16 protein-coding genes are annotated in these 11,851 nt (G+C 40.3%); 4 read left to right on the forward strand and 12 right to left on the reverse strand.

The features are described 5' to 3' along the window. Positions 1-54 precede the first annotated feature (54 nt). Positions 55-228, reverse strand: coding sequence for a 50S ribosomal protein L32 (gene rpmF / locus IOC57_RS04315; RefSeq protein WP_034313929.1), 174 nt, complete (start codon positions 226-228; stop codon positions 55-57). 65 nt (positions 229-293) lie between these two features. Continuing rightward, a complete protein-coding gene (locus tag IOC57_RS04320; RefSeq protein WP_048684570.1) occupies positions 294-815 on the reverse strand; it encodes a YceD family protein in 522 nt (173 codons plus the stop codon). A 219-nt stretch (positions 816-1,034) separates the two neighbouring features. Between IOC57_RS04320 and IOC57_RS04325 the strand changes: the two genes are divergently transcribed. Then, entirely contained in the window at positions 1,035-2,240 is a 1,206-nt protein-coding gene (locus tag IOC57_RS04325; RefSeq protein WP_207437552.1) for a nucleotidyltransferase, read from the forward strand. Between the two features lie 91 nt (positions 2,241-2,331). Here IOC57_RS04325 and IOC57_RS04330 read toward each other — a convergent pair whose 3' ends face one another. Both IOC57_RS04330 and IOC57_RS04335 read right to left on the reverse strand, forming a co-directional pair. Further along, on the reverse strand, positions 2,332-3,357 hold the full coding sequence (locus IOC57_RS04330; protein ID WP_207437553.1) for a SepM family pheromone-processing serine protease: 1,026 nt from the start codon (positions 3,355-3,357) through the stop codon (positions 2,332-2,334). Then, positions 3,347-4,144, reverse strand: coding sequence for a patatin-like phospholipase family protein (locus IOC57_RS04335; protein WP_207437554.1), 798 nt, complete (start codon positions 4,142-4,144; stop codon positions 3,347-3,349). The genes IOC57_RS04330 and IOC57_RS04335 overlap by 11 nt, the downstream gene beginning before the upstream one ends. A 310-nt stretch (positions 4,145-4,454) precedes the next feature. Between IOC57_RS04335 and ylbJ the strand changes: the two genes are divergently transcribed. Further along, a complete protein-coding gene (ylbJ, locus tag IOC57_RS04340) occupies positions 4,455-5,672 on the forward strand; it encodes a sporulation integral membrane protein YlbJ (protein WP_207437555.1) in 1,218 nt (405 codons plus the stop codon). 40 nt (positions 5,673-5,712) lie between these two features. Here ylbJ and coaD read toward each other — a convergent pair whose 3' ends face one another. Beyond that, entirely contained in the window at positions 5,713-6,204 is a 492-nt protein-coding gene (coaD, locus tag IOC57_RS04345; RefSeq protein ID WP_207437556.1) for a pantetheine-phosphate adenylyltransferase, read from the reverse strand. Beyond that, positions 6,205-6,780 carry a 16S rRNA (guanine(966)-N(2))-methyltransferase RsmD gene (gene rsmD / locus IOC57_RS04350; protein WP_207437557.1) on the reverse strand — a complete coding sequence of 192 codons (576 nt, stop codon included), beginning with the start codon at positions 6,778-6,780 and terminating at the stop codon, positions 6,205-6,207. 472 nt (positions 6,781-7,252) lie between these two features. Between rsmD and IOC57_RS04360 the strand changes: the two genes are divergently transcribed. Beyond that, entirely contained in the window at positions 7,253-7,642 is a 390-nt protein-coding gene (locus IOC57_RS04360; RefSeq protein ID WP_063231953.1) for a DUF7147 family protein, read from the forward strand. 53 nt (positions 7,643-7,695) lie between these two features. Here IOC57_RS04360 and IOC57_RS04365 read toward each other — a convergent pair whose 3' ends face one another. Further along, positions 7,696-7,971, reverse strand: a complete 276-nt coding sequence (locus tag IOC57_RS04365; protein WP_048684554.1) for a YlbG family protein — start codon at positions 7,969-7,971, stop codon at positions 7,696-7,698. Between the two features lie 140 nt (positions 7,972-8,111). On the opposite strand from IOC57_RS04365, the gene IOC57_RS04370 reads away from it, so the two are divergent. Beyond that, the gene (locus IOC57_RS04370) at positions 8,112-8,435 is read left to right on the forward strand and encodes a hypothetical protein (protein ID WP_207437558.1); all 324 of its coding nucleotides are present in this window, start codon (positions 8,112-8,114) and stop codon (positions 8,433-8,435) included. Positions 8,436-8,605: 170 nt separating this feature from the next. Here IOC57_RS04370 and IOC57_RS04375 read toward each other — a convergent pair whose 3' ends face one another. From IOC57_RS04375 to IOC57_RS04395, 5 genes are all read right to left on the reverse strand, one after another. Next, on the reverse strand, positions 8,606-9,055 hold the full coding sequence (locus IOC57_RS04375; protein ID WP_207437559.1) for a YlbF/YmcA family competence regulator: 450 nt from the start codon (positions 9,053-9,055) through the stop codon (positions 8,606-8,608). 60 nt (positions 9,056-9,115) lie between these two features. Further along, a complete protein-coding gene (locus IOC57_RS04380) occupies positions 9,116-9,541 on the reverse strand; it encodes a hypothetical protein (protein ID WP_207437560.1) in 426 nt (141 codons plus the stop codon). A 60-nt stretch (positions 9,542-9,601) separates the two neighbouring features. Beyond that, entirely contained in the window at positions 9,602-9,844 is a 243-nt protein-coding gene (locus IOC57_RS04385; RefSeq protein WP_207437561.1) for a YlbE-like family protein, read from the reverse strand. A 12-nt stretch (positions 9,845-9,856) separates the two neighbouring features. After that, positions 9,857-10,288 (reverse strand): YlbD family protein, encoded by a 432-nt coding sequence (locus IOC57_RS04390; RefSeq protein ID WP_286184519.1) that lies wholly within the window; start codon positions 10,286-10,288, stop codon positions 9,857-9,859. 336 nt (positions 10,289-10,624) lie between these two features. After that, positions 10,625-11,659 (reverse strand): CAP domain-containing protein, encoded by a 1,035-nt coding sequence (locus IOC57_RS04395; protein WP_309487661.1) that lies wholly within the window; start codon positions 11,657-11,659, stop codon positions 10,625-10,627. Positions 11,660-11,851: the final 192 nt, after the last annotated feature.

Here is an 11,851-nt window from a genome sequence, read left to right on the forward strand (position 1 = left end):
GCTTTGATTAGCGTGTTGCATCAAGAAAGCAATGCTCTCAAGTAGGTCAAGAAATTATTTTGCGACAACTTCTTTTCCTTTATATGTTCCACATTCTTTACAAACGTGATGCGAAAGAGTCATTCCACCACAGCTCGGGCATTCTACCATACCAGGTACTTGAAGCTTGAAGTGCGTACGACGTTTTCTTTTTACAGTTTTCGACGTTCTTCTAAAAGGTACAGCCATTATTCCCACCTCCTTAAAAAATATAAAAAAGCTGGAAAAATCGGATTAACGATTTTTCGTTCCAATCAAGATTCTTTATTGTTGTCAAAAAAGTCGGCAAGCTTTGCAAATCTCGGATCAACCTTATGCTCATTTTCCTCTTCAGAAATAACGGCCCAGTCTTTCCCAGATTGAGGAGCAGCTTCGTTCGAATCGACATCCTCACAAAAAACCTGCATCGGAATTTCTAGCAATAAATTTTCTTTAATTACCGGTATTAGGTCTACAACGTCACCCTCCACGACAGTGACATCATCTCCGTAGAAATCAGTGCCATCTGCCTTTAAAAGAAAGGTTTCCTTTGTATCAATATCAATCGGATATTTAACGTCTACCAGTGTACGGGAGCAAGGTAATGTTAATTCACCTGAAAGATGCAAGTGAAAAGTAATCTCGGTCGAGCTGATATCAGCTCTTCCTGCTACTCTGATCGGAGAAACATCGCGAATTTGCGGGTCTCTTTCTCTAATGTCCAAGACATCCACCAGTTCATCAAACCGTAAATCTTTGTCCCGAATTTTTTGAAGTTGACTAATCGTCCATTTCAAATGAAATCACCTCAAGGCAACAAAAATAATTATAGCTTTCAATTATAAGTTTGTCAATATTTTTTCTTTACACTATAATGTAGTCATCCTAACTGATTGTCTAAGTTTTAAGAATCATTTCAAACAAAAAATCCCGACGATTACTTATAGTAATTTTACTTGAAATACTATTTTAGCACTAAGTTGATAAAATACAAAGTTTTTCTCAGAGGTGAACGAATGAAAGCTTGCGGTTTAGTAGTTGAATATAACCCTTTTCATAATGGACATGTTTTACATGCAAGAGAAAGCAGAGAAAAAACAGGGGCAGATGTTGTAGTGGCCGTTATGAGCGGGCCCTTCTTGCAACGTGGCGAGCCTGCTATCGTCAGCAAGTGGACCCGTGCCGAAATGGCCTTGAATGGAGGCATAGATCTTATCATTGAGCTTCCCTATACTTTCGCGACACAGAAGGCGGAGATATTTGCAAAAGGGTCTATTTCTCTTTTGGAATCCCTGGGCTGTGACTCCTTTTGCTTCGGAAGCGAGGATGGCAGAATTGAACCATTCATTACCTCCCACAGAATTCTTTCGGATAATTCCGCAGCATTGGATGCCGCAATTAAAAAGGCTATGAATGCAGGTAATAGTTATCCAGCCAGTGCTGCCCAGGCTTATCGATCGATCATCGATGGTGATGCGGCATTGGATTTGACGAAGCCAAATAATATTCTCGGAAAGGAATATGTGAGTGCCGCCCTTTCAAATGGCTATGCCATTCGCCCTTATACGATTCAAAGGGTCGCTGCCGGATACCATGAAACAAAGTTGTCTAAAGACCCTATTGCCAGCGCAACGGGGATACGTAAAGCCATCCATGAACACCAGGAATTAAATTCTGTTTCCAGTTATATTCCTCAACCGACAATGAGATGTCTTGAGCAATATTTAACGGACTACCATGCCTTGCATGACTGGGAAATGTATTGGCCCATGTTGAAATACCGAATCCTTTCTTCCTCTTTAATCGGATTGGCTGGGATATACGAAATCGAGGAAGGCATAGAACACAGGATTAAGGAGATGGCCAAACAATCTTCGAACTTTTCTGGATTCATGGCAGCTCTGAAGACAAAACGCTACACATGGACACGTCTACAGCGGATGTGTGTCCATATATTGACCCATACATTAAAGGAACAGGTGATACCCAATGACCAACCAGCCTATATCAGACTTCTTGGCATGAATGCCCGTGGACAAGAATATCTTCGCACAGTAAAAAAAGGCTTACCTCTTCCGCTCATCTCTAAACTTTCGTCCTATCAGAAGCAGAACATTGATACGGACTTGCAAGCGGCACAGGTGTATGCACTGGGATTGCCCGAACCGTATCAAGCTGCCTTGATGAAACGGGAATATGAATCTCCCATCATTTTTAAGTGAAGAATGGTTTAAGCTTGGCACGTCCATCTTTAAGAGTAAAGATCTACTCATCAAAAAAAGCGCAAACAGTAGATGACTGCTTGCGCTTTTCTCATTTTTCTTTTCCTTTCAGCTTCGTTAAATAGGCTATTGCATCCTCAAATTTATCCACTGGCACGATTTTCATGTCCGAGTCGATATCCTTTGCTGCAATGAGTGCATCTTCATAATTCGAACCTGCTGCTCCGTTTTCGTTTGGGGCAAAAAATATTTCGGCTCCAGATTTATCTGCTGCAACTATTTTCTGTTGAATCCCGCCAATTGGTCCGACCGTCCCATCATCAGACATCGTTCCCGTACCGGCTATATCATACCCATTTGTAAGGTCGCCTTTTGTTAATTGATTATAAATTTCTAATGAAAACATTAAACCAGCTGAAGGACCGCCTATTTGTTCTGAATCTATGGCAATCGCCGGTTTTGTGATCACTTTTCGGTTATCATCCAGCGAAATGCCAATTCCGACCCTATTTGGATCATCTTTAAAAGGCTGCAATGTAAGAACGGCCGTTTTCTCCGTCTCTTCCCGCTTATACACTATTTTAACTTCATCCCCAGCCTTTTTTCCGTTAATATATTCCATGAATTCCTGTGCAGACTTGAATTTAACTTCATCGACCTGAATGATTTGATCGCCCGCTTTCAGTTCTTTAGCTGCCGGCATACCTTTTAGCACGTCCAAAACATATACACCCAGGTACTCGTAATCGACTTCTTTCCCTGCTTTTTCATAGGCAATCTGAATGGCATTATTTTTAGAACCATCCATTAAGTGCAGCTGCCTAATATTATATTCTTCATCTGTTTCATCTTCGCTTCGAATGGAGGTTTCCGGATAAAGCTCCTGATATTTGCTCCACTTCGCAAGCATGTAGGAATATACGTTTGCCCGTCCCATCCTTACAGTGGTTAACATAAAACTTCCTTTTGCTTCATCTCCTCCGGATACTTCAATGATTGGCTCCAATTCTTTAGCCATTCCTGGTTTTGATACATAAAAAGGTAGGGAATAAAGAGCTGATGCTATGAGTAGTATAGCCACCACCAGGAAAGTGCGTACATACATTTTACGGTTCATCTTCAAAGGACTCCTTCCAAGTAACAATGCTCTGCTTAATTTGATCTATCTTTCCTCTTGCAGCTTCTTCTCCAATACTAATTATTTCCTGTACGTTTGTAAATGATTTCGAGCTGTATTTCTCAACCCTGGGGCGTATCATGACGTCTGAAGCAAACTCCCTGCTTTTAACCAGCTCCATTTGCAGAATATCGAGGCTTTGCATGATGACATCATAGATGGAATTTATCTCCATATCCTGTTTCACGTGGGCTACATCCACACCAATTATGATGTCTGCCCCCATATCCTTAACGACTGAAACAGGAACCCTGTCAACAACGCCGCCATCAACAAGCAGTCGGTTTCCAATTTTTTCGGGAATGAAAATGCCAGGAATGGAGATACTTGCCCGAACAGCCGGTGCGATGGGACCTTCCTGAAAAATGACTTTTTCCCCCGTTTTTATATCAGTGGCGACCACCGCCACAGGAATATCAAGTTCTTCAAATTTCTTACCATATGTAAATACCCTGATTAAATCTTTTGTCCGTTTACCCGAAATGAAGCCCATCTTAGGTATGGCGAAGTCTAAATAATACTTTCGCTTAAATGCACGGGACAACTTATACAGCCTTTCTATATCCGAACCTGCTCCATAAAAGGCAGCAACCATGGCTCCCATGCTGCTTCCAGCAATCATATCTATCGGAATGCCTTCTTGGTGTAATACCTTTATCACGCCAATATGTGCAAATCCCCTAGCTCCTCCTGACCCAAGTGCAAGCCCGACTTTTGGTTTCAACAAAGATAACCCTCCCGCCTATAACTGGTTCAAAATATTGAAATAACACTCATTCAAAGTTATGGTCTTAAACGGATTTATAGAAGCATATTATTTATATTGACAGTGAAACAAGCATGGCAGATATAAACTTTGTAGCCAATGAAGTGATGGCCTGCATTGAAAATTACATTGTGCATATCATTCTCATTTATACATGTCGGTACAATCCATATTCCATCATGCGCTTACTTTTCGAGAAAAGGAAGTTCATATATTATTATATACGAAACGAACTGCCCTTATTTAGTAACCTTCAAGAGGAGGCTGAATTTTGCTAAAATCAAAATCTAAAACAGTACTGTTAGCTACCTCCGTCACGATGATGGCAGTTGGCTTGATCATCTTCCCCCAAGAATCCTTTGAAGCTTCCAAAGGCGGACTGAATATGTGGTGGACAATTGTTTTCCCTTCGCTTCTACCTTTCTTGATTTTCTCGGAGTTATTAATCAGTTTTGGGGTTGTCAGGTTCATTGGCGTCATGCTCGAACCATTTATGCGTCCCTTATTCCGTGTACCAGGAGTGGGCGGTTTCGTTTGGGCGATGGGACTTGCATCTGGGTTTCCAGCTGGAGCGAAGTTCACTGTAAGGCTTCGTCAGGAAGGACAATTGACCCGCATTGAGGCAGAAAGACTCGTTTGTTTTACTAATTCATCTAATCCATTGTTCCTGTTCGTTGCGGTTGCCGTTGGTTTTTTCCACAATCCTCATTTAGGGATCATCCTTGCACTTTCCCACTACCTAGGAAATTTTTGTGTAGGCATCATCATGCGTTTTTACCGTTGGAAAGAAGAAAAATCCCATACAAAAGTAATGACCAAGCTCCCCTCCTTAAGACAAGCCTTTAGCCAAATGCATCGAACCAGATTAAAAGAAACAAGGCCATTTGGCAGTTTACTTGGAGATGCGGTGCTCTCATCCATTCAAACCCTATTAATGATCGGGGGTTTCATCATTCTCTTTTCAGTGGTGAACAAACTGTTATTTCATATGAACATTACCGGATTGCTAGCATCGGGGGTCGCAGGTATTTTACATATTTTTAATTTCCCTGATTCTTTAAGCTTACCCTTCATATCAGGCATGTTTGAAATGACTCTTGGTTCAAAATTAACCAGTACGGTCGAAGATGCGACGCTCTTTCAGCAAACCGTGATGACAAGTTTCATCTTGGCTTTCAACGGGTTCAGCATACAGGCGCAAGTTGCCAGCATCATATCTGCAACAGACATCCGTTTCACTCCCTTTTTTTTGGCTAGGATAGTACATGGCCTTCTGGCATCCGTTATTACCGTCTTGCTATGGGAACCATTCTATAAAGGCAATAGGTACAGCAGCAGCCCGATAAACGCATTTCCAGTCAGCGGTTCCGGTGAACACGTGAATTCCATATATCAGAACATGCTTGATTTCGGTCCCATTTTAACCCTCGTGTTTTTGACCCTATACATCATCATATATACCAAAAGGCTTTTCAAAGGCCTTTCGTAACCGAAAAAAGAGCATTGCGCGTTGGCAATGCTCTTTTTTTCTATCCTTTCAGATCCTCGTACTTTTTGGCCAGAGCTTTCTGAACGACGCTTGGCACCAGTTCTGAGATATCCCCGCCATACTTCGCAACCTCTTTGACGATACTTGAACTCAAGAAAGAATATTGATTTTTCGTCATGATAAAGAATGACTCTATTTTATTGTTAAGGAATCGGTTCATCGAAGTTCCCTGCATTTCATATTCAAAGTCGGAAGTCGCCCTCAATCCCCTGATAATGGCATTCGCGGAAACGCTTTCAGCATAGTCGACCGTCAATCCTTGATAGAAATCCACTTTAACATTCGGCATATGGGCAGTCGCCTCAGTAATCAATTCCAGTCTCTCCTCCACTGTAAAAAGTGAATTTTTCGCTGAATTGTTCACGATGACCACATATACCTCATCAAAAACATTCGCTCCCCTTTGAATGATATCAAGATGACCAAATGTTATTGGATCAAAACTCCCTGGACAAATCGCTATTTTGGACATTCATAGTTCCCCCTGTTCGTGTACGTTTCCCCATTGATAAATCGTAACGGCAATGATGCCATAAACTTCTTTTCTCTTAACGGTAAAGTCACCAACTTTTTCTGGCAATGTTACATCATGGCCATGTTCACAAACAATGTATCCCATATCGTTCAGCAATCGGTATTTATGTATTTCTTCAAGAATCTCTACTAGCTTTTGTTTCTTATAAGGTGGATCAAGAAAAATCAAATCAAAAGTCATTTCCCTTTTCACCAACGCTTTCAGCGCACGCTCCGAATCATTTTTATAAACTTCTGCACGGTCTGAAAACTTGCATAGCTCCAAATTGGCCTTAACCGTTTGATTTGCTTTAAAATCCCGGTCGACAAAAATGGCTTTATCCATGCCTCTGCTTAACGCTTCAATTCCCAGCCCACCGCTCCCCGCAAACAAGTCGAGGACCAGCCCTCCTTCGAAATAAGGACCAATCATATTGAAAATGGATTCCTTGACTTTATCAGTAGTCGGACGGGTTCCTGTACCCGTTACAGCCTTAAGTGGTCTTCCTTTACAAATTCCGGAAACGACCCTCATCATTCTCACCACATTTTATGACAAATTTCTGTTACTTTCCTATCCTAACATATTAGAAAAAGCTAGCCAATATTTAAACCCATTTGGCTTCATTTCCAAGATGAAAATCAACTTAACATTTCGTACCATGAAAAAACATATCCATACTTTTTATAAATCTTTTACATCTTGAATAATAAATGGGTTTTTGGCAATAATGTGAATAACAACATTCCTTTTTATAGGTGTTGTTGCCAACCGCGGAGAAGGCTTACGTTTCCCCATAAGTTCTTCCTCCGGTTTCTCCTCTCCCTTTGCCTTCTGGTTCTTAGTTAGACATAGAAGGACCCTGCATATTTTTGCAGGGCTTTTTTTATTGATAAACCTCTGATATCTAATTTTCATTATCATGATTCGTCAATAAAGTTGTCCTTCTCTTTTATGAGCGATAATGATAAAGTAATGAATAATAAGTTAGTTAGGAGAGGTTTAATTGATTCAACGTTTTATTGAAATTGGACAAGGATATTCCGATATCTATGAATTGCTGGAAGTAGGCCGCAATCAGAAACATCGGGTTGCAAGGCTTCTGGCCATGCATACTACCATAAATGATAAAAAGGTAACGTCATTGGTTATCGTCATGCAGCCCACAGATCCTGGGAAATTCCAGCCGCTTTACATTTGCCGTGAAGGTATACCGAACCCCCATGCCACCAAAAACAAACGCTATGAGCTTTTTGAGAACTTGGCGGAAGAACTGGATAGACCAATTATTGAAATCGACGTAAAACCTTCAGTGCTGTTTGCAGAAATCGAGTTGTACTACCAACATTTAATCGGTATTTTGCGAATGAATAGATATCTGCCCCCATTAGGTTGAAAGATGTTGATCCCTGAATTGAAAAAGGCTGACTCCGCATGAGTTAGCTTTTTTTAAATTCCCATTTTATAATCATATTCTTTCGCTTTATCCGGTTTGGAGTTTTCAAACTCCACCTTCAAAAAAGGCTTGTAAGAAAGGTCCACTTTTTTAACGAACGAATAATTATTCAGTTTTTCCACTAGTGGCTCCACTTCATCCATATTCGTATAAAGCACTACATATTTCAACTTTTTTGAAACATAATGGATATTTCCAAATTTCCTAAGCATTTTGGCTTGTTTTAATGTATGTAAATAGACGATGATTCCCTGTCTCGCTCCAAGCATATCAATAACTCCCTTTTATAAAGGTTTTAACTAAGTGTAGCATAGCAGAATCTTTACTTTCAACCAAGAAAAAAAAGATTATAAACGAAATTCTCTCACTATTATGAATATAAATACTGTGAAGGGAGCCTAGACAAACGATGGATTTAAATAAAATTTGGCATCAATTTATTGATCATCTATTGGATAATGATGAAATTGCCCAAGCTTCGATAAAAAAATTCACAGGTATACCATTTTTATATATCCATTATCATCCGGCACAAAATGATAGTAGTAAGCTTTCTTATTTAATAAAAAAAGCCGCAAGCCTTTCAATGCGTGGCAAGCAGCTTCATTGTGAAACCATTTTCGTACGGCAAGAAGAACATTTATATGTATTCAGGCATCGTTTTTATGTGCCGCAGCAAAAGATGTTTTGCTGCGGCAACCTTTGTCCGGACTGTATTTTATATCGCAGTTAATTGCTTTGTGATGTATCCTTAATATAACCATCCGTTCAAGGAAGGGACTTTATCCATGCACCCCACTGTCTCGAAGAATGACATAGCCACCGAACTCCACAATATTGTCAAATTTCGATGGCTGCATGTTCTTGAATACTGACCTAAATGTTAACGGGCTGGCCATTACCTTAAGCAGAGCACCCACAACCTCCGCCGGTTCCGCAGCTTCCCGTTGAACATCCACCGGATGACACAAAAAATGGATTCCCCGCTGGAGTTTTGACCTGTTCAGAAACCGCTCGGCCAATTCTTCCGCTGATTTCATCAAGAAGGGATTGCAATTCGGTCTCCGCCCGCTTAAACTCAGCAACCGCAGGATGCATATCCATGTCTCGTTTAGCTTGCCTAGTTTCTAAATTGATGCGTTTATAATCCGGATGATATTTACCGAACCTTTGAACATCTTCAAATAGATCCTTTAGCGAAGTAAACTTGGAAATTTTCCGCTGAGCCTCTTTGTCACTTTGTAATTTATATAAACTAAGGAGGTATTCTTCCCCTATTTCAGAATGAAGGATCATTTCAGCTAATCCATCAGCCTGTTGTAAAATGTCGATGATTTCCATAGTAGCAAGCATTAACAAGCTCACCTCCACAACCATTTTACCATTTCTGCCTATTAGATGCTAATGGTTTGATTAAATCGAGGAAGTGATATGTACCTCAATCTCTTTTTGCAGCCCTGTTTTTTCACCGGAACCATTCAAAATCTCCAGCTTAATTTTATGCATGCCATTCGGGACATCCTTTAGGATAAATGCTGCCGTTTTCATATCGACCGTTTTTTGATTATCGATAGATACCGAAACAGTTGCCAATTGTCCGGAATTTGATTCAGAAAAGCCATAGTTTTTCAAGTAGCACTCTACATAGACAGAGTTGCCTTTTACAAAAGTTTTTACCCGAAAGTCCTCATTTGAATTTTGGATGCTCGATACAGTGGTGGCAGCTTTAAGTGTAGAAACACCTTGCATGGCTACTCCTGAATTTTCCGGTTCCGGTATTTTCTTTCCACAACCAGACGCCGCCATCAACACTGTAAGAGCTAATATCAACTTTCTCATTCCATCGTCCCCCTTTTGCCTTTATTGTTCGCCAAAAGGAGTAATTTACTCTTATTTTCTTCATTCACCTGGAGCATTCATCGCTTGAAACATATGAAGCATCATTGAGGCAACCTGAACACTTTCAGAAAATTTAGATACCCGATGCGGAATCGACTTTTCAAAATAATATTTCGCTTCGGTTTCAAACACATCCACTTCATGGGGATTACGCATTAACCTTTTGTACCATGCAGGCTGGATCCTCAAGTAGTTTCGCATATCTTCGTTTGTTTGAATGAATTCATATATATTCTGACGCATGAAAAACCCTCCTTAATCTTTAGTGAATAAAAAAGGGTTAGCTCTCTGCTCTTTTTCTTTTGGGGGAGGACTGGTATCACCTGATTTATTCCCTTGGAAAGCAGATAGCACTCCTTGGATTGCACCGATGGCCTGATTTGCATTCGTAATATATTGTTGAATCTGCCCCATATCCATATTTTTAACTGCACTCATTAACGAACCGATCAGCTCAGTGCTTTGTTCTCCCTTTTCAACCGGCGGTGATGGGGATCCTGTATTCACTTTGGATTCACCCACACTACCGTCAGCCTGCCAGCGTGGATGATCTTCTCCGAGTAAATACCACTCTTCAAAAAGTTCCTGCCATGTTGCTTGTTTGCTTCTCACTTCATTCACTAAATGAGGATGTTCCTTTACAAACTCCCGAAATCCGTCCACGGAGGGCCGCTTTCTTTTTGCCATTACTCTCACCTCACACTTAGACATCGCCTATTGCACCATATGCTAAAGGTGAATAAAAAGTGCATAACATTCCTTTTCAAATGCAATTGGATTTTCCCGTAGTATAATATTAGAAAAAAGAAGGGTTTTCATGTCGGATACAAGTGATTCCAGAACCTGGATGATTTTGCGAATGAAAAAGAGTTTACTTTAAACCTTCCATTGACGTTCGATTAATGTATACATCCGAATGAATACATGGCAAACGATCATCATTGGGGGTAAGGTCCACCCTTGATGCTGGTGAACTTTTTCTATAATCCAGAACAAAAAACGGACCCTAATCGGATCCGTTTTTTATCTCTTTATGAAATTCTGGGTGTAATACTTTTTATATACCCCGACTCCCAGACCTGTGAATTCCTCGTTCAGCATCGCATCCCGATGCCCTTTGCTATTTAGCCAACCTTCCATGACTGCAGCTGCGTCCACATAATTAGCCGCTATATTTTCACCTGCTGCCCTGTATTTTACATGACCTGCATCGAGACGCTTTTCCAAATCACCCTTTGTTTCAGAAACATGGGTTCCTTCAGGTGCGTCCGTCATTTCCCTGCTATGAAGGTAAGCAACCCTTGCTGTTGGGGCATCCCATTCTAAAGGCTTCAAATCAAACCTACTGCGCATGATATTCGTAATATCGAATATTTGCTGCTCATTGCCATCTTCCACTTTAGCCAAGTCTTCATCAGAAAGGTCATTAACTGTCACAAGTTCACCATGATAAGTCAACTCATACGGCTTTTGCTTCAATAGGGCTGAATCATTCAAAAACCGGATGCTTGAAATAGTTCCGGTAAATTTATCCAAATAAAGCTGAACATTAATATTTCCTAAATCAATCAACGGTCTCATGTTCATATCTTCTTCCGACAATTCAAAACGATAGGAACTGTGACCAACCTCAATATCAACTGTGGGTTCCACAAATAAGCTGGAATAGATGGCATCAATCGATTGTCCAATTTTAAAGGGAGCGACATTGACCTCATCACCGATTCCATAAGCAGATACCACTTTTTCATTTTCAACGGCTAATTGGAAATAATTATTATAGTCCTTTTTATAAACCCACCATTCATATCCATAGGCGGACATATCAATTCGATCTGGCTTACCGTATTCTTTTTCTATCTCTTTTGCATTTTTCCCTATTGTTACTGCCAGACCTTCTGTCACTTCAGTAACCCCTTCCTTTTCAGCGGAAGGGCTTTTTTCATTTATATGTTCATTGGGGTTAACGCCTTTGTTACCATCAATAAGAGGGTTTCCTTCATCTTCATCGCCGATATTAAGATATATACCGATTACGAAAAAAATAAGGATTAACACCAACACCTTACCTAAACTGCGCAGAGGAACACTCCCTCTCTCTATCTAATTTATGTATCCAATGCAAAAACCTTTCTTTTCTGATTATATCACTGTTCAATCATAATTTTCTAATTTACGATCGACTGCCCCTTCATTAAATTTATTTTAAAAATGGAACTTTTGTGAATGTTTAAAATCCCCTGGTTGAGT

It is taken from the genome of Bacillus sp. SD075 (genome assembly GCF_017355165.1).
In the GTDB taxonomy this organism is placed as follows: Bacteria; Bacillota; Bacilli; order Bacillales; family DSM-1321; genus Peribacillus.